This window comes from Anabaena sp. FACHB-1237 (assembly GCF_014696225.1).
Classification (GTDB): Bacteria; Cyanobacteriota; Cyanobacteriia; order Cyanobacteriales; family Nostocaceae; genus FACHB-1237.
The window spans coordinates 29,190-53,161 of the sequence record NZ_JACJPV010000017.1; the positions used below are offsets into that span (position 1 = coordinate 29,190).

Below are 23,972 nucleotides of genomic sequence, written 5' to 3' on the forward strand. Positions count from 1 at the left end.
ATCTATTCTAGGAGATGAGTAAGTGGATAGTAAAAATATCAGTTACAATACACAATCTGCATCTATTTTAACATTAGGTACAGGTTGGTTTCCTACACATCCTGGAGGTTTAGAACGGTATGTTTATGAGTTAATTCATCAGTTAGCTACACATCAAGATCAAGTAGAATTATGTGGTGTTGGCCTACCATCTGATGCAAATTATCCCCAGATAAAACTAACTAATTTAGCTGATCCTGATAGTAATATAGTGCATAGATTATGGTCAGTTCGCAAAAACTTTAAAAAAACAAGATTTGATAAATATTTTGATAAGATTGATGCGATTAATTTACATTTTGCATTATATAGTTTTCCAATTTTAGATATTTTACCGCAAGATATCCCCATTACTTTTAATTTTCATGGACCTTGGGCAGCAGAAAGTCAAGAGGAAGTAAATAAAAAGTTCAGTGTGTATATTAAAAGAAGATTTATAGAACAACATACTTATAACCGATGCGATCGCTTTATAGTTCTTAGTCAAGCCTTTGGTAATATTCTTCATCAAGAATATAATATTCCTTGGTCAAAAATTTATATAATCCCCGGAGGAGTTGATCTAAAACATTTTCAAAATAATCTCTCTCGTGAAACTGCTAAAAAACAACTGAATTGGCCTACAAATGTCCCCATATTATTTACATCTCGTCGTTTAGTACACCGCGTAGGAATTGATAAACTACTCATAGCATTATCTATCATAAAACCCATAATTCCTGATATTTGGTTAGCTATTGCTGGTAGAGGATCTATGCAAAATTTATTACAAAAACAAGTACAAGAATTAGGCTTAGAAAATAATGTTAAATTCCTGGGTTTTCTTGCAGATCAAAATTTACCTATTGCCTATCAAGCAGCAGATTTAACTATTATGCCTAGTCAATCTTTTGAAGGGTTTGGATTAGCTATTGTGGAATCTTTAGCCTGTGGAACTCCTGTTTTATGTACTCCAGTGGGTGGTATGCCAGAGATTTTACAAGGTTTTTCTCCTGATTTAATTACTGATGATATTTCTGAAAAAAGTCTTGCGAATAAATTAGTAGATGCTATCTTAGGGAAAATTACTTTACCTACTAGAGAAGAATGTCGTCATTACACCATCAAAAATTATGATTGGTGTCATATTGCCCAAAAAGTTCGTAACGTTATCTTAGGTTAGTGATAATTATGAAAATCCTATTTTTAGATCAAAGTGGTAAATTGGGAGGGGCAGAATTATGTTTAGTAGATATTGCTAAACTATATGGTAAAAATGCCCTGGTTGGTTTATTTGCTGATGGCGATTTTAGAAAGTTACTAGAAACAAATCATATTCCTGTAAAAGTTTTCAAAAATCCAGGAATTAATGTTAATAAAGATAGTAATTTATTCACAGCGTTAGCAAGTTTGGGAACAGTGGTAAATTTAATTCAACAAATTGTCAATCTTGCTCAAGATTATGATATGATTTATGCTAATACTCAAAAGGCTTTAGTTGTGGGAGCGATCGCTAGTTTATTAACTCACAAACCCTTAGTTTATCATCTCCATGATATTCTCTCTTTAGACCATTTTAGTAAAACTAATTTACAAGTTGCTATCACATTAATCAATAAATTTGCATCTTTAGTAATTGCTAACTCTCAAGCTAGTAAAAATGCCTTCATAGCAGCAGGAGGAAAAGCAAATATTGAAGTAGTTTATAATGGTTTTAATGTAAATAACTATCAAGTTTCTGAAAATAACATTACAGAATTAAAACAACAATTACAACTAACAAATAAATTTATCATTGGCCATTTTAGTCGTTTATCTCCCTGGAAAGGACAACATATTTTAATAGATGCCTTAGTAAAATGTCCTGAAAATGTCATAGTTATATTAGTAGGAGATGCTTTATTTGGTGAAGATGAATATGTGAACCAATTACATCAAAAAGTTGCCACATTAGGAATAGAAAGCCGCGTCAAATTCTTAGGTTTTCGTAATGATATACCCCAACTAATGACAATGTGTGATTTAGTAGTACATACTTCCACTGCCCCTGAACCTTTTGGTAGAGTAATTGTAGAAGGTATGTTATGTGGAAAACCCGTCATTGCGGCTAAAGCTGGTGGTGCAATAGAATTAGTAGAAGATGGTATAAATGGTTTTTTAGTCACACCAAATAACCCTCAAGAATTAGCACAAACCATAAATTATTGTCTTCAAGAAACAGAAATAGTAAAAAATATCGCTAAAAATGCTCAAATTAATGCTAGTCAACGTTTTGATGTAAATGTTATTAATCAGCAAATTCAAGCAATAATTAAATCCCCAACATCTGCGGCTTTTTAATAAGTGGGGTATCTGATTTCTTAAATACTACAAGATCCCGGACTTCTTAAATACTACAAGATCCCGGACTTCTTAAATACTACAAGATCCCGGACTTCTTTAAGAAGTCCGGGATCTGACTATAGTATAATATTGCTTAACAAATTATCAGGTAATAACTAAATGACTCCCGTAGATATTCTTATTCTTTCCAATGGACCTGGAGAAGTGACTACTTGGGTACGTCCAGTTGTTCAAGCATTAAGAGAACAACTAGGAAATGATATTTCTCAAGTGAGAATTTCTGTAGTTTTATCACCTTGTCCTCATGCAACTGGTAAAGAAACAGATATAGTTAAATCCTATTTACAAGTAAATAGGGTACAATCTCCTGAATATTTTTGGCAGTTTTTAATATTAGGAAAAACAGCAGAAAATTGGGATTGGAGAAATAAAGGAATAATCATTTTTCTAGGTGGAGATCAAATTTTTCCAGTAATTATTGGTAAAAGATTAGGATATAAAACCTTAACTTATGCAGAATGGGAAGCACGTTGGCATGGTTTTATAGATAAATTTGCCATTATGAAAGCTGAAGTTGCTAAAAATGTTGCTCCTCAATATGCTGATAAATTTACCGTTGTTGGTGATTTAATGTTAGAAGCAACCAAAGATGAAATAATATCGCCAATTGCAAATCAAAAACCACAAACTCATATAATTGGACTGTTACCAGGATCAAAGTCTGCAAAATTAACTCAAGGTGTACCTTTAGAATTAGCTATTGCTGAATATATTCATAGTAAAAAACCAGAAACTCAATTTTTTATTCCCGTTGCACCAACTTTAAACCTTTCTACTTTAGCCAGTTTTGCTAATCCTGAAAATAACACATTTGCTAAAGTATTTAACTTTCAAGGTGCTACTTTAATAGATAATAATTTGGTGACATCCACAGGTTTAAAAGTGGAATTAAAACAAGAAAATCCTCCCTATCATCTATTAGCAGGATGTAGTTTATGTTTAACTACAGTTGGTGCAAATACGGCTGAATTAGGGGCTTTAGGAATACCCATGATCATCTTATTACCCACTCAACAATTAGATGCTATGCGTTCTTGGGATGGTATTCCGGGAATATTAGCAAATTTACCAATTTTAGGGACAACTTTTGCTAAGTTAATTAATTGGTGGTTTCTCAGAAATAAGGGTTTATTAGCTTGGCCAAATATTTGGGCGCAGGCGGAAATTGTTCCTGAATTAGTGGGTAAATTACAACCGCAAGAAGTGGGAGAAATGGTTTTAAACTTATTAGAAAATCCTGAGCAATTAGCCGCTATTAAAGATAAATTACGCAGTGTCAGGGGTGAAAGTGGGGCTGCGGAAAAATTGGCAACATTGGTTAAAATGGAGTTATACTAGGTATGCATTGCAAAATTCAGATCCCCGACTTCTTTAAGAAGTCGGGGATCTTAGGAATAAGTTGTCACTTGAGAAAATCAGTGATAAAATCACCGTCTATGTATATGAGGAGTGGACATGAATAATATTATTCTTCGTAAAAGTTTTGTAACCTTGTCAAGTTTAGCAGCGATCGCTATTCTCAATAGTGGTGGATCGGTAAATGCTCAAACCACCCCACCAGAAACAGCTATCCCTAATAACCAAGAAATATCCACTAACACACCTAGTAATCAAATAGCACAGTCAGATATTGGTGTTGCTACAACCACTAGAGGCGGTAGTAGTTATTTAGGTGTAGGTTATAACATTGGAGTCTCCGGTGCATCTTCTGACTTAGCCGATGGTAATATTACTGTAATCAGTAAAGTAGGATTTAGTAGCAGTTTATCTACTAGACCATCAGCAATTATAGGCGATAACACAACTATTTTAGTACCTATTACCTACGACTTCTCCTTTCAAAACCTTGCAGGTCCTTTGAGTGAACCGTTACCAATTGCGCCTTACTTGGGAATAGGCGCAGCTTTCAAAACTGGGAACAAATCAGAAACCGCTTTTTTAGTTACTGGTGGTGTTGATTTTCCTTTAAGCAAGAAACTAACCGCCACAGCCGCCGTAAATGCAGGATTTTTTGGACAAACAGATGTTGGAGTATTATTTGGAGTTGGTTATAACTTCTCTGGTTTTTAGAACTCGGTTATAGAAGTTTGGTTTCAGTTACAGTTCTATATCTGGTAAAAAAGAAAGAATGTAGAGATGTTGCCTATAGCTTCTCTACATTATCTTTAACATCTATTTTGATTTAACAAGGTGCATTCCTGCATTTGCAAATCTTTGAAAAGTATTTTCAGCTAATTCTGTATAGTCAACAATTCCTGGAACAACCACAGGAGAAGTACAATCTTCTAACAGATAAATTTTATCAGTTAAACTAGGATCAATTTGCTGAATTTCTGTTAATAAATCATCAACAGTCCAAGCTACACAATGACTTTTTGCTTGTCCAGCAATGATCACTTGATCATATTCTAACAGTTGTTTAATTAACGATTCATTTTTCCTAGCAATGGGTTTTTCATCAAAACCTAATAATACTTCTGGACGTAAAATAGAGTAATTTTCAGTAAACGGGTTTTCTCCTTTCAATTCAAATTGAGTTGGGGTATAACGCGCAATACTATGAAAAAATATTGCTTCTTCTACCAAGGAAACCAAAGCATGACCAATTCCTCCTAACATAGAATGATAAGGCCAAATAGTCAAAGGATATTTACCATCTTGGGTGAGTTTTTTTACATAATGAAAAGCCTGTTTTTCTAATAATTCATAATTACCATTAGTAATATCAACCACAGCTTTATTAACTTGCCAAGTACCGTTTTCTATATCACTTTGTGTAATATTTGTAGCTGAGGGTATGGGATGTTCACCATTTTTATTAATCCAAAAAATGGGATGGAAAATTTGCATAGCTGTGTGAGTATCTAAAGTAGAAATAATTTTAGTGATTTTTCCCAAATGACTATAGATAAACTCACATAATCTGATATTATCATCAATTGCCCCAGTACCACTTTTTCCACCTACATATAACTCAAAATTAGGTAAACAAAAAGTGTTTTGCACGTCTATTAATAACAAACATACACGATTTTGATCATTAGCTGCTGGAGAAATATGATATTCTTTTGCCCAATTTTCTGCTAATAGTGCAATTTGTTGATAAGCCACAGGCCAAACTTGGCTGGCTTTTTCTGGTTGAAAATGGGGAGGAATAGGTAAATAATTAATATTTTGGGTATTCATAGACTAACAATTTAACAGAAGAAATATATTCGATAATGGAGGTTCAATTTGTTGAGATTTATTAATTATAAGTTACATTATAAATTGATGGTATCATTTTGTCACCCACAACCTATAAAAATCAATATCAAATAAAATTTTTTTTGTTCCCTATTAGGTAATAATAAGAAGATTATGCTACAACATGAAAAATTAGACTTTTAATAGACTTATGAATGCGATCGCTACCACTATCCAATCTATGCTTAACATAGATAACACCGTTATCCCTTGGGAAAATATTCTCACACATCAGCAGCAACATATACATCAATGTAGTAATAATACTAAAAATCCTAGTTGTATTGTCTATCCAGAAACACAAAAGCAACTAGCAAATATCATGCAAATAGCTAGGCAACATCAATGGCGTGTACTTCCCTGTGGTAGTGGTAGTAAAATTAACTGGGGTGGTTTAATAACAGATGTTGATATTGTCGTTAGCACAGAACGCATAAATCAATTAATAGAACACGCAGTGGGTGATTTAACCATCACAGTCGAAGCAGGTAGAAAATTTAGTGATATTCAAGAAATATTAGCTAAACATCAACAAACCCTAGCCTTAGATCCCACATTTCCCGATTATGCCACTATCGGTGGTATTGTAGCCACTGCCGATACAGGTTCATTAAGACAACGTTATGGTAGTGTACGGGATCAACTTTTAGGTATAACATTTATCCGTGCAGATGGAGAAATTGCTAAAGCCGGAGGAAGAGTAGTTAAAAATGTTGCTGGTTATGATTTAATGAAATTATTTACTGGTTCTTACGGTACTTTAGGAATAATTAGCCAAGTTACCTTCCGAGTATATCCATTACCAGAAACATCATCAACTATAATTTTAACAGGTAATAAATCAAACATTTCTCAAGCTATTAAAAATTTACAAGCATCGGAATTAACCCCAACCAAAGCAGACTTATTATCACATCAAATAGTTACTAATTTAGGATTAGGTAATATATCAGAAGATAAATTGGGTTTAATTTGTCAGTTTGCTAGTATTCATGAAAGTGTACAAGAACAAATCAAAAGACTATCATTAGTAGCGGACAAATTAGAATTAAATAGAGAACTCTACAGTGATCATCACGAACTTAACCTATGGAAACAATTATCAGAATCAATATATCAACCTCAGCAAAATTCCTTAATTACCTGCAAAATAGGAGTATTATCTACTGCGGCAATTGATATCATCAATAACATAGAATTTGGCTTAATTCATTTAAGTAGTGGATTAGGTGTAGTCAGGCTAGAAAATGAAACTCAGGTAGTAAAATTACGGAAAATATGTCAAGAGAATTACGGATTTTTAACAATTTTATCTGCACCAGTAGAATTAAAAACAAAAGTTGATATTTGGGGATATAATGGAAATGCCTTAGCCCTCATGCAACGAATTAAAAATCAATTTGATAGTGATCATATTTTGAATCCTGGTAGATTTTTAGGAGGAATATAACTTAAATAATATCAAATCATGTTCCATAATCTGACATTTTTGTAAATAAGAAAACCAACACAAAAAAGGAAAATTGAAAATGCAAATATCAGAAGGTGCTGTGAACACTACCAAGGTTAATAATAGTGTGAGTAATATCAAAAATCTCCAAGGATTTGATCAAAACCATCCACCAGATGCTAAATTAATAGATAGTTGTGTACATTGTGGATTTTGTCTTTCTACTTGTCCCAGTTATCGAGTAATTGGCAAAGAAATGGACTCTCCTCGTGGACGTATTTATTTAATGGATGCTATTAATGAGGGAGAAATTGCCTTAAATAAAGCTACTATTGAACATTTTGATTCTTGTTTAGGTTGTTTAGCTTGTGTGACAACTTGTCCATCAGGAGTGCAATATGATAAATTAATTTCTGCTACTCGTCATCAAGTAGAAAGAAATTACAACCGCAATTTTTCTGATAAATTATTGCGTCAATTAATATTTTCTTTATTTCCTAATCCTGATATTTTAAGAATATTGTTAGTTCCCTTATTCTTGTATCAGAAATTAGGCATTGCTAAATTAGTACGTGCTACTGGTTTAATTGACAATTTTGTGAAAAAAATATCTCCTCAATTAGCAGCAATGGAGTCTATTTTACCAGACATTACTGTTAAATCTTTTCAGGATAATTTACCAGATATTATTCCCGCAAAAGGTGAAAAAAGATATCGTGTAGGAGTAATTTTAGGATGTGTCCAAAGACTATTTTTCTCTCCAGTAAATGAAGCAACAGTGAGAGTTTTAACTGCTAACAATTGTGAAGTTGTCATTCCTAAATCTCAAGGTTGTTGTGCAGCACTTCCAGAACATCAGGGACAAGCAGAACAAGCAAAATCTTTAGCAAGACAAATGATAGATAGTTTTGCAGATAAAAATGTGGATTTTGTAATTATTAATGCTGCTGGTTGTGGACATACTTTGAAAGAATATGGACATATTTTAGCAGATGATCCAGAATATGCCCAAAAAGCCAAACAATTTGCGGCAAAAGTAAGAGACGCACAGGAATTTTTAGCTACCGTAGGTTTAACAGCTAAATTATTACCCATAAGTGATCAACCTCTGAATTTAGTGTATCAGGATGCTTGTCATTTATTACATGGTCAAAAAATTAGTGTCCAACCTCGTCAATTATTAAAACAAATTCCTGGAGTAACTTTAAGAGAACCAATTGATGCTGCTTTATGTTGTGGAAGTGCAGGAGTTTATAATCTCTTACAACCAGAAATTGCTGAGGAATTAGGAAAACAAAAAGCCCAAAATTTGTTAAATACTGGTGCTAATGTAATTGCATCTCCTAACCCTGGTTGTAGTTTACAAATTAGTAAATATTTACCAGGTTTATCAGATAGCAATATTACCATTATGCACCCTATGGAATTGTTAGATTATGCCATTCGCGGAGAAAAATTGAAGATATAAAATAGGGGATAGGGAACATTTGTAAACATTTGTAAACATTTGTAAACATTTATTTTGTTATTTTTCGCAAATGTTCCCTAGACATGGCCTACAACTTTGCTAAAATAGATATTTTTATCTATTTCTTATCTGATTGCAGTTATGTCTGAATCTAATCATTACCAAACCCTTAATGTTACCCATAATGCTACTCAAGCAGAAATTAAACAAGCATATCGTCGCTTGGTAAAAATTTTTCATCCTGACACTAATCAAGATACGGCAAATCATGATAAAATTATTTTGATTAATGCGGCCTATGAAGTTTTAAGTGATACGCAACGTCGCATTAATTATGATCAGGAATTACGTTTAAGTAGTCAAAAATTCCATTATTCCCGTCAAGAAAGAACGGTTTCTGCGCAACAAAGTTATCATAAGAAACGTAAAATTGCTAAAGATACTGATGAAAAAGTAGAAGAATGGATGAGAGTAATTTATAAACCTGTAAATCGCATACTTTGTGTTATTCTTAATTCTTTAGAAGAAGAAATTGAAGACTTAGCAGCAGATCCTTTTGATGATGAGTTAATTGAGGAATTTCAAGAGTATTTAACAGCTTGTAGAGATGATTTAAAAAAAGCCCAAAATATATTTCGTTCTTTACCTAACCCTCCCAGTTTAGCTAAAGCAGCAGCACATCTTTATTATAGTTTAGGTCAGGTAGCAGATGGTTTACAAGAGTTGGAATATTTCCCTTTAAATTATGATGATCGTTATTTACATACTGGTCAAGAAATGTTTAGAATTGCTATGAGGTTACATTGTGAAGCACAAGAATCTGTGAGTTGAGAAATACTTAAAAGTAGGATTTATAAGGTTTTCAAGTTACTAAATTAGTAATTGATAAGTGACAGCTATGAGAAAAATTTACTAACAATACATTGAAATCCTGGTAATAAAGGACTAGTTAATTCATCTTCAGGAAATAAAGTGACCACTAATATTACATTAGCTTGTTGATGACGATAAACTTCTACTTTGATAAGATTATAATCACCAATTCAATATTCTTTATCCTGTTGTTGATTTGTTTTCCCTGGCGATAAAATCTCAATTACTAATTCTGTTGTGCCAGTTAAATGTCCACTTTCATCTAATAGATGAACTAAAGATTTATTACTTACCCAAACTACATCAGGAATCACATTATCTGACTCTGAAAATATAACTCCAGCAGCGATCGCTACCTGTCATAAAATACTTATAAACTGTTGTGCTTTAACTTGAATAATTAATACAAGCAAGATGCTTGTGCTACTGTAACTTCAGGTTTTTTAATTATACAGTGAGTGCTGCACATTAGCTTATTACAACATTAGTAAGGTGCGCCAGACATATTAATCCTATTAATAGATAGATTGTTTATAGTTGACACACCCTACAAATATAAATTACACCAATTTAACCTTACTAGCGGCTGTAGTGGCTTTTTTTCTAGCTGCTTCCGCATCCACAGCTTTAGCTAAAGCTACCCCCATACGACGATAAGGATGGGCGCTAGGTTTACCAAATAAACGAATATCTACATCTGGTTCTGTTAAGGCTTCATCTACACCAATAAAACGCACATCCTCCGATTTTTCAGAAGCTAAAATAACCGCACTAGCTGAAGGAGATAATAATTCAATTTTGGGAATAGGTAAACCTAAAACTGCCCGTAAATGTAACTCAAATTCATTCAAATTTTGGGATATTAATGTTACCATTCCTGTATCATGGGGACGGGGAGAAAGTTCAGAAAAAATCACTTCATCCTGAGTAATGAAAAATTCAACTCCAAAAATTCCCGCACCTCCTAAAGCATCAGTAACCTTTTTAGCGATTTCTTGAGATGCCAATATTTTATCTTCAGAAATATTTGCTGGTTGCCAAGATTCTTGATAATCTCCTCTTTCTTGTCTGTGGCCAATGGGAGTACAGAAAATAGTCGGTTTATCCCATTGTTTAATCGTTAATAAAGTAATTTCAATATCAAAATTGATAAATTCTTCCACAATCACTTTTTGACTATCACCACGAGAATTACTAATAGCATAATTCCAGGCTTTTTCCACTTCGTCACGATTATTAACTACAGATTGACCTTTTCCTGATGATGACATTACGGGTTTAACCACATTAGGAAAGCCGATTTTTTCAGAAACGTTAATTAACTCTTCCAAGCTAACTGCGTAACCATATTTAGCCGTTCTAATGCCTAATTCTTGATGAGCTAATTCTCTAATTCTATCACGGTTCATCGTGTAATTAGTAGCTTTAGCTGTGGGAATAACAGTAATTCCTCGCTCGGCAAATTCCTGTAATTTCTCAGTTCTAATAGCTTCAATTTCCGGGATAATAAAATCAGGTTGATGTTTGTTGACAACTGTTTCTAAATCTTCTCCACTTAACATAGAAATGACTTCGCAACAGTCGGCAACTTGCATTGCTGGGGCGTTAGCATATCTATCTACAGCAATCACGTAATTGCCTAATCTTTGGGCAGCAATTACAAATTCTTTTCCTAGTTCTCCAGCACCTAGTAACATTAATTTTTGCGGAAGTTGACGGGTTTTCATATTGGGAATATCTCTCTTATTAAATAAAGAATGTCAAATTACAAAGTCTTGTTAAAACTGTTGTATTTTAATCTTTTGTTAATTTACCATACTTTATGCATACTTCAACAATCAGATCCCTGACTTCTTTAAGAAGTCGGGGATCTGGCTGTAAAAGTCTCCTGGTTCCCCTAGGGGGTATCTCTAAATGTCTAAAGTGACTATTAGTATCAATTCAAATATCAGAAGTTAAAATTTCCACAACTTTATGACGAGAAGATAAACCTAATTTGATGATCACATCAGACTTTTTTACTTGATATTTCTGGGAAATTAATGTTATTAATTCTGCGTTAGCTTTACCATCTATAGGTGGTGATTTTAAATGTACAATTAAACTACCATCTTCTAATTCTTCGATTCTTTGTTGTTTAGAACTAGGTTTAACTTTGACTTTTTTCTGCATTTTTGTTTTTTATATTGATATTCTTTTAGGTTGATATGTTATATTTATCTTGACAACCAATAACTCTCAATTATCAATTGTCAATTAACCTGTTGTGCTTTTAATTTGGACAATAGATGCAAGCAAGATGCTTGCACTACACTAATTTTAGGTTTTTTAGTTATACAGTGAGTGCTGCACATCAGCTTATCAATTGTCAATTACTCAACATTCTCTTAACCTGTGCTGGTTGTAATGGTTTACGTTCAATATTTTGAAAACATTCAATTTCTTTGAGATGACTATAGGCATTTTTAAAATTACTCAGATTTAATAATACAATATCTTGATATACTGCATCCGCAGGAGATTTGATATCTATAATTATTTCCTGTAATTGATTTTTAGCGATCGCAATATGCAAATATTTTAAAAACACTTCTCGTTTTTTAGAACGTACAGTTAATAAATACCAATTACTCTGATTATTATTACTTACTGGAGATTCTACAGGTTCAATAGTGGACATAATTTGTATTTTGCTATTACTTGTTAATTAAAGAAATTGATTATTCCATAACATCTTACAGCAAATTGTCCATCAGATGTTTAGGTAATATAATTTTTTTTCTAGGAATTTTTCTTGGAAACCGTTAATTAACCCTTGTAGAGACGTTAAATGAAACATCTCTACATTTATCATTTATCAATTACCAACTTTATTTCCTTGACCAATATTTATATGCTGCACAACTTAATGTGATTACACCTGTCACAATAGCAGATTCATCTACTTCAAACTGGGGGTGATGAAGAGGATAATTATCTCTATCAGGATAACCTACACCTAAACGAAACATAGCACCAGGAGCGTGTTCTAAATATACAGAAAAATCCTCTGCACCTAAAGAGGGTTCTGGTAAAATCTGGATGTGATCATTAGTTAAAGCCTCTTCAGCCACAGACTGTAATAACTGTGTTAAACTATAGTCATTTTGGACACTAGGCACACCAGGCACATATTGAATCTCATATTTAGCATTATAACAATTACAAACATTAGCTACTATATTTTCAATCCATTGAGGTAATTCAGTCCGGGTATCGGGATGTAGCGATCGCACAGTACCCGATAATTCTACCTGATCAGCGATAATATTTGCTGCCCTACCACCGCTAATTTTACCAATACTCAATACAACAGGATGTAACGGATTTTGAGTGCGGCTAATAGCTTGTTGTAAAGCTGTAATCACTTGAGAACTAATCCAAATCGCATCAATAGCTTCATGAGGACGCGCACCATGTCCAGACTCACCAAATATATTAATTTTTAGATTATCTGCTGCGGCTGTTAATGCACCATAACGAATACCCACAGTACCCGCAGGAATAGAGGGGAAAACGTGCAACCCTAAAATTGCACCGACATTATTCATAACCCCATCAGCTATCATCCAAGAAGCACCTTGAGCAATTTCTTCTGCCGGTTGGAATAAAAATCTGATCTTACCACCTATTTCTGGCGCAATTTGGGAAAGTACCATCGCAGTTCCCAAACCTACAGTAGTATGAATATCATGGCCACAAGCGTGCATCACTCCTGAAATACGAGAAGCATAATCTAAACCAGTACGCTCTTGAATAGGTAAAGCATCCATATCAGTGCGAATAGCTAATATATGATCACTATCCTGCGTCCCTTGTAATTCTGCTAATACGCCAGTTTTACCAACTCCTTCTTGAGCGTGGAGCCCACTAGATGATAGCACACCGGCAACAAAAGCGGCGGTTTGATATTCCTGACCACTCAACTCTGGATGTGCGTGAAGATGACGACGAATTTCTACTAGTCTGGGGGCTAAGGTTGTTGTTAAGTGCTTGATTTGAGTTAGCATAGCAATAATTTATGATATTCCCGATCATCTTCTTTATACATTATAAACAACTGTAAACAGGTTAAATAAGGAAATAGGATGCAAAAAACAGGATCATCAAGAAATCTAAAAAAAATATAAACTTTTGTAAAAAACCTTTGCAATTTTTGCAAAAAAGTGTATATTAAATGGGACTGAATATACTGAAAGATTTATAGTCTACTAAATATGTAGATGCCCCTAATTTTTTTGATAAATTAGGGGTATCTTTGTTTATAAGGAGTCAGGAGTCGGGAGTCAGGAGTCACAATGAAAAAATCTTGACTTTTGAATGCATGACTTTTTTCCTACCTCCATCCTAACCAGCGTAAAAATGGAACTATTAAGTAATAGTTAATACTTAAACATAAACTCAAAGCAATACTAACTAAAGTAAAAAAAGCTACAGGCTGGAAAAACTCTAAACTGTGGGGTTGACTGGTAAAGTGGAATAAACTTACCTTTAATCCTATTTTGTATAATAAAGCGATTATATTAGTAATTAACAAAGGAGTCAGAATAGCATAAGCTATTTTATGACTGCGTAAACCCAAACCAACAATCAAAATAAATAATGATGTTAAAATCCATATAGTGATAGCTTCTGCCGCATCTAAAGGACTAATAAATAGAGACGCTATCCAACCCAAAGCATAACCAATACAACCTAGTAAAGCGGATAATATAAAACGTCTTTTTTGTCCAAAACAACCGGATAGAGTAATTCCCCAGGAAGTTCCCAAGCCAGATAAAGCATACATAATAAATTCTAATAGTAAATAATCAGGTTTATTGTTGAGCAAAGTTGGCAATTGAGAAGATAAAGATGAGAATAGTTCTAACCAGCGATCGCCCAAATGAGTATGATAAGCTAAGAAAAAACCAATTACAGTACCACCAATGGTACAAATACTAGTAATGAATATAGTCCAAATAGTAGCTAGACAAGCGAAAACAACCTGCCAAATTAACTTAATAATAGATAAACTGACATTACCCAGAGTGTGAGCAACATTAGTAGCAGCTTGAACAATTATAGCACCGATACTATTAAATAAATCCGATTTGGGGGCAGGAGAAGCAATTTTGAGTAATCTTTTATAAATAATAGCAGCATGAGGAGGACGGGATGGAACATCCTCCGCAATCATTTCATCAAGTAAATCAGCCAAATCAGAATTTATTTGACAATAACCACGCCATTTTAACTTACCAGTGACAGCATCTTCTAATTCTGGGGGATATTTACCAGTAAGTAACTGAATCATAGTACGTCCGAGAGCATAAAAATCTGCTGCAGGTCCTACATTACCACCGCGAACTTGTTCTTGGGGACTATAACCAGAAGAATACAGTCGAGTAGAAGAAGGTTGAGATTGGAGAATGGAACCAGTGAACTGTTTAGCACCGCCGAAGTCAATTAACACCAATTGATCATCATCCCCAGGGACATTCCGCAACATCAAATTAGAAGGTTTAATATCCCGATGAATAATTTGTTTTTTATGTAACTCCTGTAAAATCAGTATAGCTTGAATAAACCATTGTAAAACCTGATCCTCTGGACAACCTTGGAGAGAATTTTGCAACACAGACTCCAAAGTTTGTCCATTGATTTTTTCCATCACCAAACATGGTAACTGTAAAGGTTGAGGACTATTGATAGTAACTTGAAAATAGCCATCAGCATCAACTTTTGGCACACCAGAATAACGGAAATTACTTAAAACTTCCGCTTCTTGAATAAACAACTCCAAGGCTTTAGGTGTAGTATCTATTAACACCTTTAAAACCTTTTCGGATTGAGTTTTAGTATCCCAAAGCGTGTAGATATGGGAAAAACCTCCTAAACCAAGACGGTGAAGAGGGACATAACGGTTCAATAGCTGTAAAGGAGAGCCGCAGCTATGACAGAATTTATTACCCCAGGGTTGGGGATAAGGACGTTGACAATGGGGATTTATGCAGTGAACCGCACTCTGAGTTATCTGGGTCAAAACCACGAAATTACAAAGGCTGGATTGATTTTAGCGCCTATTTAGCGTCTATTCCACAAAGATAGATCATACCTTAGCCAGAAAATCCCGGAATTATTGAGCAGATGTTTTAAAAATTTTAGGGTGCGTCAGACTGTATCAATCCTGTAAATAAATAGATTGTTGATATCTGACGCACCCTACCATGTAGGATGTGTAGTAAATGCAAGCATCTTGCTTGCATTGCTGATAAATTATTCAGCTATCAGTAATCAGTTAATACCAGTAATAAAAGGAATTGAGAAATTTTAATTTCACTATTATCTACATCTGGTTCTTGTCATTGTTCCTATTAAAATATTTGATGATGGCTGATAACTGACGGATGAATACTTACAAAATTATTGAGCAAAATACCTAAATTAACGTACTGATGAATTGTAGGAAAACATAAAGAAATATTAATAGGTTGGTAGTTATCACAAGAATAATAGTTAAATAATTTTGGGAGCAATAAAAATGTAGCTTGCTCTTGAGAATAAAAACCAGGAATAGTAGATAGGTAAAAGTAGATAAGTACAAATAGGGGAAAAAATACTCTTCATTCCTAATTATGCCTATCATACCTAAAATTACTAATGAAGAAATGGGTAAATCTACCAAAAATTGCTGCACATCAAAAATAATCATCTGTACTCAACGACATAGGAAAAAAAATGAGTAATAACTTAGCGATGGAATTACGGTTAGGAACAAGACAAGCCCATACAGATGCAGAAAACGTAGGTTTTATGAAATGTTTTCTCAAAGGAGTAGTAGTTAAAGATGCCTTTGCGAAATTTCTGAGTAACTTGTATTTTGTTTATAGTGAACTAGAGACGGCAATACAGCAACATCAACAACATCCTGTGATTAAATTAATTTACTTTCCTGAACTTAACCGTCAATCATATTTAGCTAAAGACATGGCATTTTATTATGGAGAAACATGGCCACAACAAATAATTCCTTCTCCTGCTGCTCAAACTTATATAGCCAGAATTAGACAACTATCAGAACATGAACCAGCATTATTATTAGGACATAGTTACACTCGTTACATGGGTGATCTTTCTGGTGGACAAATGTTACAAAAAGTTGCCCAGTCAGCTTTAAAACTTTCAGGTTATGAAGGTACATCTTTTTACAACTTTGAGCAAATTACTGATAAAAAAGCCTTCAAAGATAAATATCGTCAAGCGTTAGATGCTGTACCAACAGATGAAATTATGGTCAAGAAAATTGTGGCAGAAGCTAATTATGCTTTTAAATTAAATATGCAGATTGTTCAAGAATTAGAAGCTAGTTTAATTTTAGCTTTAGGAGCAGAGACTTATCAGCAGTTGACTGTTTCTAAAAACCCTGGAAGTACAGAAGTTCGTGCTGTTCATTCTTAGGTTTATGTAGTCAATAATTCTATTTACTTTGATTTTTTATAGTATTGTAATTTTAACCGGGTTTCTTTACGTAAGTCTTTGTTGGTTGTAATTTAACGTGAAAATACAATACTATCAATGTTGGTTTTTCGATTAATTCAAGTTACAAGAAATAACCAAGATTTTAGGTTTTGTTCTCTGAACTCAAGCAACAGAAAATAAATACAATGTTGGGCTTCCCTACGTCAACCCAACCTACAAAAATTACCAGAATTATTGCCAGAATTATGTTATTTGTGTAAATCCTAAAATACAAATTTCCACTTCTATCATTGTAGTTACTCGGAGGCTTTAATGGTTTTTCTATTACCTGGGGTTAAGTTTGATCTCGACTTAATTCAAAAGTATGATACTCGCGCTCCTCGATATACTAGTTATCCACCAGCTACAGAATTAACAGAAACATTTACTGTGGATGATTTCCAATGTGCAATTAATGCTTCTAATCGTAGAGAAACTCCACTTTCTTTATATTTTCATATTCCGTTTTGTCAAAGTGCTTGTTATTTTTGCGGTTGTAATACCGTAATTACTAATAATAAGAATATGGCTAAACCTTATTTAGAAAATTTAGTACAAGAAATTAGACATACTGCTGATTGGATTGATACCCAAAGACAGGTATTACAAATTCATTGGGGTGGAGGTACTCCCAATTATTTAGAACCTGATCAGGTAGAATTTTTATGGAATAAGATTAATCGTTATTTCCATGTTGCTAAAAATGCAGAGGTTTCTATTGAAATTAATCCCCGTTATATCAATAGAGACTATATCCAATTATTGCGAGATGTGGGTTTTAATCGCATTAGTTTTGGCATTCAAGACTTCGATCCTCAAGTACAAAAAGCTGTCAATCGTATCCAACCAGAAGCAATGTTATATAATGCTATGAGTTGGATTAAAGAAGCTAAATTTGATAGTGTAAATGTAGATTTAATTTATGGTCTCCCTCATCAGAATTTACAAACTTTCCGAGAGACATTACACAAAACAATGGCTTTAGAACCTGATAGAATTGTGGTCTTTAATTTTGCTTATGTACCTTGGATGAAACCTGTACAAAAACGTATTTCTGAAGTTGATTTACCAGGGGCTAGAGAAAAATTAGATATCCTGAAAATGACCATTGAGGAATTAACTACTAACGACTATTTATTTATCGGTATGGATCATTTCGCTAAGAAAAATGATGAGTTAGCGATCGCTCAACGTCATGGTACTCTCAAACGCAACTTTCAAGGTTACACTACCCACGCAGAAACAGAACTTTTTGGTTTTGGTGCTACTTCTATTAGTATGTTAGAGGATGCTTATGCCCAAAATTTCAAGGAATTAAAGGACTATTATCAAGCTGTAGCTGCTGGAGTAATTCCTACTAGTAAAGGCATTAAATTAACCAAGGATGACATGATTAGAAGAGATGTCATTATGTCTATCATGTCTCATTTCCAATTAAGTAAAACAGCCATAGAACGGAAATATCACATCAATTTTGATGAATATTTCTATCAGGAACTTCAGGAGTTAATTCCCTTGGAATTAGATGGTTTAGTTAATGTGTTTTCTGAAGCTATTCATGTTACTGATACTGGTAGATTATTAGTGAGAAATATCGCTGTTCTTTTTGATAGTCATACCAGAAATAGACAGAGACAATTTTCTCGTTCTATTTAATGCAAACGTGACAAGACTTTTCAATACTTGTAGGGTTTTAGCAATGTTAAATCCCTACTTTGCCTAAGCCAAACTAGCAAAAATCCTGATTTGTACCTCCTTGTTACCTTAATTAATAAGTAAATATTATTAATATTGTTGAAATAGTTTAAATATTTCTAATTTACAAAAATTCATAAAACTTCAATTTAATATTTTCTTAATAATTAATTGAGAAATATTACTATTTATGAACGATCTTGCAATAGTTTCGGCGATTTGGTAAAATTTCATAATCTAGGCGTAGTATGTCAATTTGTAAAATTAAGAAGATAGAATATTCTCAAACCCTTTATTGGTAATAGTTTGAGAGATAGGGAAAACCAGCAAAGAGAGAATTTTAACCACTGTCTGAAAATTTTTGATCAAAAATTGAACTTTTTTTGATGTACTTTTGTAAAGTTCAAAAATCTGCATTTGACAAAATAGGCAATATATGGTATTGGGGAATATTTAATAAACCAGGAAGATATGAAGGAAATGATAGGAGTTCTGGTTTAAATTTCCCTATTATCCCTTCTTACAAATTGTTGAAAATCTTCTATGGTTGGTTCTTCTAATTGATATTTTTCAGTAGTGTAATCTCCATAACCTACTTCAAATTGTTGAATAAAGCGTAACATTCCTACAACTCCCAAGGATTCAATTAATGCTTTATATCCTTGTTGTCTAATTTCCGTTATTTTCATAGGTTTCCTCATAAATTAAGTAGTTTTTACTCATCGTTTTACACTTTCTTCAACATTAAAATAAAAATCATGGCAAGATTTCTAGATATTTAACTTGTTCTGATTGAATTGAGTTAAAATGTCTTCTGTCTAAAGTTAAAATTCTTTTTATTTGATGACTTTCTGCTAAAATGACTAAACTAGCATCAACAAAACCCAGAGGTAAATCTTTATACTTTTCCATAAGTTTTGTAATTTTATTAATATCATCTAACTCCATAGTAAGATAATTAAAATATTCATCACCTAAGTCTTCTATAAAACTTCTAGCGACTGTTTCTCCTAGATATTTAATAGCTAAATAATCAACTTCTGGTAAAACGGTTATAGGGATATAAATTTGATAATTGGTGATAATATTAACTGCTAGGTGATGGTAGTGGTCATCCCTATCTAAAAAAGCAATAATTCCACTGGTATCTGCTATTATTCTTCTGTCTATAGTAGTTGTTCTGCTTTAGAGGATAAGTCGGATCTTCCACTTGTACCCATTCCTACAGATTTGGGTAATTTTTGCGGTTTTTTAGTCAGATAATCGGTGATTAGTTCTTGGATAATTTCAGGAATAGATTTTCCTGTTTGAGTTGCTAATTGTTGTAGGTTAGCTTCTGTTTCTTCTGGTAAATAAATTGTTGTTGGTTTCATTGGTTTCATAAGACAGATAGTTTGATTATAGATCATCGTTTTCCACTTTCTTCTATTATCTGAATCTCTTCTGCTGTTAACCCATATAATTTATACACTATCTCATCTATTTCTCTTTCTAATTTTGTTGTATCTGCTTTCGGGTTTTGGCGTTTTATTTCTAGGATTTTATCTACAATTCTTGTAACACACGCATCCTGCGTGTCTGTAGGTTTGGGAATGGGAATTTGTGAAACATATTGAGCAATAAATCTATAAAAATCGCCTCTAATACTGGGACTTATTTGTGTATAATACCAGTAAGTTGTTTGACTATTTAGTATACCTAAAATATATTTATTTGATGTTGGCATTAAATATAGAGTATTCACTAAGTAATAATTATTTGCATCCCAGGAAAATTCAGAATATTTTGCTATATCAGGATACACAATTTTAGTTTCTTCAAACTCATTCCAATATTTGCAACTTCTCAACTCCCAAAAGTATTTACCTTGATCATATCGTTTAATTAATTGTTCTCGATATTGATTCAAATATTGATAAATAGCAGGGTAGGTTTGAGAAAATATCTTCTCAGCTTCTTTCTCAGGTTTATCACTCCAAGGATGTTTTTTATTTTCTGATGATTCAATCTTGATTAAATATTGTTCAGCAAAATTAACCACCCATCTTTTAACATCCTTACCCCGTAAAAATGGTTTCAAAACTTCTTCTGATGAAGGATGTTCATTAATTAATCTATCTCTGGTTGCTCTATCAACAATAAACGCCTCATTAAACCCTGTTAAAACACCACGATAAAACCTGCCATTAACATATTCTCCTAATGGTGTTCCTGTTTTTCTTAACTTTTCTAATAAGTGTAAAACAGTATTATCTTCTAATTGCCATCCTTGAGGTTTTAGTGCTTTTTGTTCAATGTAAAAACTGTCTGTATTCAAAACTTCGATAAAATTATCAATGGGTTTACCGATTTGCCAATTTAATACTTTTATTTTAGTATCAATATTTTGTTTTGGTGACACGCTAGAAGCGTGTGTTACTTTATCCATCTTTTGTGTTTGTGACACGCTAGAAGCGTGTGTTACTTTATCCATCTTTTGTGTTTGTGACACGCTAGAAGCGTGTGTTACTTTATCAATATTTTGTGTTTGTGACACGCTAGAAGCGTGTGTTACAGTGATGATGATGCTAGGATAGGCTATAGCTGTAAATACAGGTGCATCTCCAAAGTCTATTAATTGCTTTAATTGTGTTTTCTTAACTAAAAATTCTCGTAACTTTTCTCCATACCCTGAACGAAAATATTTATTAGAGGTAATATAGGTTAAAATTCCTCTCTCTTTTAAGAGTTTTATTGCTTGTTCAAAAAAGTAAACATATAAATCAGCTACTCCTGTAAAACAGCTATATTGTTGTTTTAAAATTGGTTTTAGTTCCTTAATTTTCTCTTGTCTAACATAAGGAGGATTACCAATACAAATATCAAAAGCATCAACCCCAAACATCCAACTAGGATCAAAGAAATCAGCACAGGTATTCAAATCATAAGGATTCCATCTGGCTAAAGTATCAGCAGTAGCAGTATCTAACCCCGTTGACTTCAATAACTGACTAATTTCTGTCCGTAAAATATGATCCTTCTCTCGACATTTTTTCTTAGTTTTCGGTGTCCTAGCTTGAAAATGTTGTTGACGGACTTGCTTTAACTCCCCCTCTTTTTTAATTACCTCTGGACTTCTTAAACTTAACTGAGTTCCTAAGCCAATTAAAGAATTAGCAGCCACAAATTTAGTCTCCAGGTTAGGTAAAGGTAAAATCCCCCGATTAGCTTGATTATTATTCACCCTTTGGTCAACAATTAAGGATATAAAAAAGCGTAACTTAGAAATTTGTACCGCTATCGGTTGAATATCTACCCCAAAAATACAATTTTCAATCAAGAATAACTTCCGGGGATAGTCCATCTCATTATTCTCAAACTCATCTTCTATTTCTGCTAACCTTTCCTGTAACTTCTGTATCGCTTCTTCCCTTGCTTGTTCATAACTAATCTGTTTTACTACCTGAATATCCTTTAAAATAGGTGCTATGGTTTTTTCTTTCTGTTGCTGTTTCCATTTACTATTATTAGGGTCAAGTTTCCCTAAAATAAACACCAATTTCTGTAAAATACCCATCGGAAACGCACCCGAACCACAAGCAATATCAATAATTTTTAGGTTATCAATGGCATTAATTAAACAGTCAACTTCATCATCATTAAATTGATGGGAGTCATCAGTATATGATAATAAATGAGTGAGGCGCGTAACACAATCATCTTGATTGTTAGCTTGTGCTACAGGGAGGGAGTTTTGTAAATAAGCAATTAAGGACTCATCTACCATATAATTAACAATTTCTCTAGGAGTATAAAAAGACCCCGTTTGCTTCCTAGCTGTAGTTTCCGTTTCTGGATTATATTCTGCTAATAAATTCTCAAATACTTTACCTAACAATTCCGGATCTAATGCTATTTCTTCCTCAATGGGAGTATTTTCATCAATGGTAAATTTATAACGATTAAATATATTAATTAACCCCTGGACTTTATACTTTTTATTTTTAGTTCCATAGGTTTGGTTTAAATCAACATCTGTTGCTTCTCCAAAAAAGAGAACATTAGGAACATTTAACACATTATCTTCTCTATCGGAAAAACCATCAATCCTAATTTTTGTTTTCTCTTTTCCTTTTGGAGTAGGTGCAGAATCACTATCTTTATCTCTATCTAAACATTCAAATAATCCCCCATTCAAAAAAGGGATATTACTACATAACCTTAAAAACTCATCAGCATTAGTAAAATAATCTTGGTAACGATAAACATTAGCTATACCATAATGTCCATCTCTCCCACCCTTTTGCTGATTTTTACCCCTAAACTTGCGGTTATCAGGCTTTTCATCGGTGTTCATTTCTGTATTTAGGGTCGCAAAAAAGAGATTCTGTAAGATAGCTTGATAATAGCTACTTTCCTTTGGTGATAAAGATTTCAGTAAATTTGTTAGCTGGTTTTCATCAAATAAAGCATCAGGAACTAACCCCTTTTCTTTTAAGAACCAAACAAAAATCAACCGCGTAATTAATCTAATTACACTGGTAGCATTACGGATAGATTCATCCGCTTCTCCTCCATCTGGAAATGTAACGGTTTGAGTTGCCCAAAAGTACCAATTAGATACTTCTTGAAAGAATTTATTATTCAGTTCCGAAGTATTGAGAACTTTTTGCCAAGCTGTATGTAGTTTGTCAAAATTCTGGACATCTGGGAGAGATGGTAAAGCTAAATCTGCTAATATTTCAATATGCGCCCGATGGGGAGAGTTAATATTAATATCTTTAATTAAGGTAATCTTTTCTAAAACATCTTTATCCCTATCTAACTTATTAGGACGACGATTAATTATTGACAAGGTAACATAATTACCATAGCAAAATAACACCATAATGGGAATATCTGACTGACGGTTAATTTCACGAGTAATTTTTGCTAAATCACTACGAGAATAAGCAGATTTTTGTAAGGTTAAGCCCAGAAATATATAAGATTTTAAATAATCTGTGTCAAAGGAAGGCTGAAATAATTTACCCTGTCCATTTTGGGTAATCTCATCTTCCGTCACCTGAAATAAACAATTAACCGACTCCCACTCCTTTAATAACCCCTTATCTTCCCGAAAATTCTCCCATGCAAATACTTTTAGCACTTCATCAGGGGTTTGGTTATCTAACAAGACTTCCCGTTGAGTCGAATAACCCAAAGTTTCAAACAGATGTTTAATACCATCAGAAGTAGAAACTTGATGGAACTCTTGTAATGCTTGTGTAATAGCGGATTTAAGGGTGTGTTGTATCATCT

General features: G+C 33.3%; 21 protein-coding genes. 10 read left to right on the top strand and 11 right to left on the bottom strand.

The features are described 5' to 3' along the window. Positions 1 to 22: 22 nt before the first annotated feature. The 4 genes from H6F32_RS10660 to H6F32_RS10675 all read left to right on the top strand — a co-directional run bounded on the left by H6F32_RS10660 (position 23) and on the right by H6F32_RS10675 (position 4,491). Positions 23 to 1,201 carry a glycosyltransferase family 4 protein gene (locus H6F32_RS10660; RefSeq protein ID WP_190369311.1) on the top strand — a complete coding sequence of 393 codons (1,179 nt, stop codon included), beginning with the start codon at positions 23 to 25 and terminating at the stop codon, positions 1,199 to 1,201. Positions 1,202 to 1,209: 8 nt separating this feature from the next. Beyond that, entirely contained in the window at positions 1,210 to 2,358 is a 1,149-nt protein-coding gene (locus H6F32_RS10665; RefSeq protein ID WP_190369312.1) for a glycosyltransferase family 4 protein, read from the top strand. A 162-nt stretch (positions 2,359 to 2,520) separates the two neighbouring features. Beyond that, the gene (locus tag H6F32_RS10670) at positions 2,521 to 3,759 is read left to right on the top strand and encodes a lipid-A-disaccharide synthase (protein ID WP_190369313.1); all 1,239 of its coding nucleotides are present in this window, start codon (positions 2,521 to 2,523) and stop codon (positions 3,757 to 3,759) included. A gap of 117 nt (positions 3,760 to 3,876) precedes the next feature. Then, positions 3,877 to 4,491 carry a hypothetical protein gene (locus H6F32_RS10675; RefSeq protein WP_190369314.1) on the top strand — a complete coding sequence of 205 codons (615 nt, stop codon included), beginning with the start codon at positions 3,877 to 3,879 and terminating at the stop codon, positions 4,489 to 4,491. Between the two features lie 102 nt (positions 4,492 to 4,593). Here H6F32_RS10675 and H6F32_RS10680 read toward each other — a convergent pair whose 3' ends face one another. Further along, positions 4,594 to 5,607, bottom strand: a complete 1,014-nt coding sequence (locus H6F32_RS10680) for an isochorismatase (RefSeq protein WP_190369315.1) — start codon at positions 5,605 to 5,607, stop codon at positions 4,594 to 4,596. A gap of 211 nt (positions 5,608 to 5,818) precedes the next feature. Here H6F32_RS10680 and H6F32_RS10685 point away from each other — a divergent pair, with 211 nt between their 5' ends. From H6F32_RS10685 to H6F32_RS10695, 3 genes are all read left to right on the top strand, one after another. After that, positions 5,819 to 7,117, top strand: a complete 1,299-nt coding sequence (locus H6F32_RS10685; protein ID WP_190369316.1) for an FAD-binding oxidoreductase — start codon at positions 5,819 to 5,821, stop codon at positions 7,115 to 7,117. 79 nt (positions 7,118 to 7,196) lie between these two features. Then, complete coding sequence (locus H6F32_RS10690; protein WP_190369317.1) at positions 7,197 to 8,585, top strand: (Fe-S)-binding protein; 1,389 nt, start codon at positions 7,197 to 7,199, stop codon at positions 8,583 to 8,585. A gap of 141 nt (positions 8,586 to 8,726) precedes the next feature. After that, positions 8,727 to 9,416: a DnaJ domain-containing protein gene (locus H6F32_RS10695; RefSeq protein WP_190369318.1), complete on the top strand. Its 690-nt coding sequence runs from the start codon at positions 8,727 to 8,729 to the stop codon at positions 9,414 to 9,416. Positions 9,417 to 9,628: 212 nt separating this feature from the next. Here H6F32_RS10695 and H6F32_RS20525 read toward each other — a convergent pair whose 3' ends face one another. From H6F32_RS20525 to H6F32_RS10725, 6 genes are all read right to left on the bottom strand, one after another. Continuing rightward, on the bottom strand, positions 9,629 to 9,808 hold the full coding sequence (locus H6F32_RS20525; RefSeq protein ID WP_395939596.1) for a Uma2 family endonuclease: 180 nt from the start codon (positions 9,806 to 9,808) through the stop codon (positions 9,629 to 9,631). A 210-nt stretch (positions 9,809 to 10,018) separates the two neighbouring features. Beyond that, on the bottom strand, positions 10,019 to 11,185 hold the full coding sequence (purT, locus tag H6F32_RS10705) for a formate-dependent phosphoribosylglycinamide formyltransferase (RefSeq protein WP_190369319.1): 1,167 nt from the start codon (positions 11,183 to 11,185) through the stop codon (positions 10,019 to 10,021). A 214-nt stretch (positions 11,186 to 11,399) separates the two neighbouring features. Next, a complete protein-coding gene (locus H6F32_RS10710) occupies positions 11,400 to 11,630 on the bottom strand; it encodes a DUF167 domain-containing protein (protein ID WP_190369320.1) in 231 nt (76 codons plus the stop codon). A gap of 196 nt (positions 11,631 to 11,826) precedes the next feature. Continuing rightward, positions 11,827 to 12,138, bottom strand: coding sequence for a chromosome segregation ATPase (locus tag H6F32_RS10715; RefSeq protein WP_190369321.1), 312 nt, complete (start codon positions 12,136 to 12,138; stop codon positions 11,827 to 11,829). Positions 12,139 to 12,328: 190 nt separating this feature from the next. After that, a complete protein-coding gene (locus H6F32_RS10720) occupies positions 12,329 to 13,507 on the bottom strand; it encodes a M20 family metallopeptidase (protein WP_190369322.1) in 1,179 nt (392 codons plus the stop codon). 326 nt (positions 13,508 to 13,833) lie between these two features. Next, positions 13,834 to 15,528: a serine/threonine-protein kinase gene (locus tag H6F32_RS10725; RefSeq protein WP_313926624.1), complete on the bottom strand. Its 1,695-nt coding sequence runs from the start codon at positions 15,526 to 15,528 to the stop codon at positions 13,834 to 13,836. A gap of 689 nt (positions 15,529 to 16,217) precedes the next feature. Between H6F32_RS10725 and H6F32_RS10730 the strand changes: the two genes are divergently transcribed. Both H6F32_RS10730 and hemN read left to right on the top strand, forming a co-directional pair. Then, positions 16,218 to 16,937: a heme oxygenase (biliverdin-producing) gene (locus tag H6F32_RS10730; protein ID WP_190369324.1), complete on the top strand. Its 720-nt coding sequence runs from the start codon at positions 16,218 to 16,220 to the stop codon at positions 16,935 to 16,937. A gap of 333 nt (positions 16,938 to 17,270) precedes the next feature. Beyond that, positions 17,271 to 18,653 carry an oxygen-independent coproporphyrinogen III oxidase gene (hemN, locus tag H6F32_RS10735; RefSeq protein ID WP_190369325.1) on the top strand — a complete coding sequence of 461 codons (1,383 nt, stop codon included), beginning with the start codon at positions 17,271 to 17,273 and terminating at the stop codon, positions 18,651 to 18,653. 536 nt (positions 18,654 to 19,189) lie between these two features. On the opposite strand, the gene H6F32_RS10740 is transcribed toward hemN, so the two are convergent. Next, on the bottom strand, positions 19,190 to 19,381 hold the full coding sequence (locus H6F32_RS10740; RefSeq protein ID WP_190369326.1) for a hypothetical protein: 192 nt from the start codon (positions 19,379 to 19,381) through the stop codon (positions 19,190 to 19,192). 67 nt (positions 19,382 to 19,448) lie between these two features. After that, positions 19,449 to 19,850: a type II toxin-antitoxin system VapC family toxin gene (locus tag H6F32_RS10745; protein ID WP_395939597.1), complete on the bottom strand. Its 402-nt coding sequence runs from the start codon at positions 19,848 to 19,850 to the stop codon at positions 19,449 to 19,451. Between H6F32_RS10745 and H6F32_RS21200 the strand changes: the two genes are divergently transcribed. Beyond that, positions 19,828 to 19,881, top strand: a complete 54-nt coding sequence (locus H6F32_RS21200; protein ID WP_395939598.1) for a hypothetical protein — start codon at positions 19,828 to 19,830, stop codon at positions 19,879 to 19,881. The genes H6F32_RS10745 and H6F32_RS21200 overlap by 23 nt on opposite strands. On the opposite strand, the gene H6F32_RS10750 is transcribed toward H6F32_RS21200, so the two are convergent. Beyond that, entirely contained in the window at positions 19,859 to 20,074 is a 216-nt protein-coding gene (locus H6F32_RS10750) for a ribbon-helix-helix protein, CopG family (protein ID WP_199294539.1), read from the bottom strand. The two genes, H6F32_RS21200 and H6F32_RS10750, sit on opposite strands and share 23 nt — an antisense overlap. Before the next feature lie 23 nt (positions 20,075 to 20,097). Continuing rightward, on the bottom strand, positions 20,098 to 23,970 hold the full coding sequence (locus H6F32_RS10755; protein WP_190369327.1) for an Eco57I restriction-modification methylase domain-containing protein: 3,873 nt from the start codon (positions 23,968 to 23,970) through the stop codon (positions 20,098 to 20,100). Positions 23,971 to 23,972 lie beyond the last annotated feature (2 nt).

Excerpts from the sequence above, each read along its gene's own strand:
- H6F32_RS10665 (WP_190369312.1), top strand. The coding sequence starts at position 1,210 with ATGAAAATCCTATTTTTAGATCAAAGTGGTAAATTGGGAGGGGCAGAA.
- H6F32_RS10670 (WP_190369313.1), top strand. The coding sequence starts at position 2,521 with ATGACTCCCGTAGATATTCTTATTCTTTCCAATGGACCTGGAGAAGTG.
- H6F32_RS10675 (WP_190369314.1), top strand. The coding sequence starts at position 3,877 with ATGAATAATATTATTCTTCGTAAAAGTTTTGTAACCTTGTCAAGTTTA.
- H6F32_RS10680 (WP_190369315.1), bottom strand. The coding sequence starts at position 5,607 with ATGAATACCCAAAATATTAATTATTTACCTATTCCTCCCCATTTTCAA.
- H6F32_RS10685 (WP_190369316.1), top strand. The coding sequence starts at position 5,819 with ATGAATGCGATCGCTACCACTATCCAATCTATGCTTAACATAGATAAC.
- H6F32_RS10690 (WP_190369317.1), top strand. The coding sequence starts at position 7,197 with ATGCAAATATCAGAAGGTGCTGTGAACACTACCAAGGTTAATAATAGT.
- H6F32_RS10695 (WP_190369318.1), top strand. The coding sequence starts at position 8,727 with ATGTCTGAATCTAATCATTACCAAACCCTTAATGTTACCCATAATGCT.
- purT (WP_190369319.1), bottom strand. The coding sequence starts at position 11,185 with ATGAAAACCCGTCAACTTCCGCAAAAATTAATGTTACTAGGTGCTGGA.
- H6F32_RS10710 (WP_190369320.1), bottom strand. The coding sequence starts at position 11,630 with ATGCAGAAAAAAGTCAAAGTTAAACCTAGTTCTAAACAACAAAGAATC.
- H6F32_RS10715 (WP_190369321.1), bottom strand. The coding sequence starts at position 12,138 with ATGTCCACTATTGAACCTGTAGAATCTCCAGTAAGTAATAATAATCAG.
- H6F32_RS10720 (WP_190369322.1), bottom strand. The coding sequence starts at position 13,507 with ATGCTAACTCAAATCAAGCACTTAACAACAACCTTAGCCCCCAGACTA.
- H6F32_RS10730 (WP_190369324.1), top strand. The coding sequence starts at position 16,218 with ATGAGTAATAACTTAGCGATGGAATTACGGTTAGGAACAAGACAAGCC.
- hemN (WP_190369325.1), top strand. The coding sequence starts at position 17,271 with ATGGTTTTTCTATTACCTGGGGTTAAGTTTGATCTCGACTTAATTCAA.
- H6F32_RS10740 (WP_190369326.1), bottom strand. The coding sequence starts at position 19,381 with ATGAAAATAACGGAAATTAGACAACAAGGATATAAAGCATTAATTGAA.
- H6F32_RS10750 (WP_199294539.1), bottom strand. The coding sequence starts at position 20,074 with ATGAAACCAATGAAACCAACAACAATTTATTTACCAGAAGAAACAGAA.
- H6F32_RS10755 (WP_190369327.1), bottom strand. The coding sequence starts at position 23,970 with ATGATACAACACACCCTTAAATCCGCTATTACACAAGCATTACAAGAG.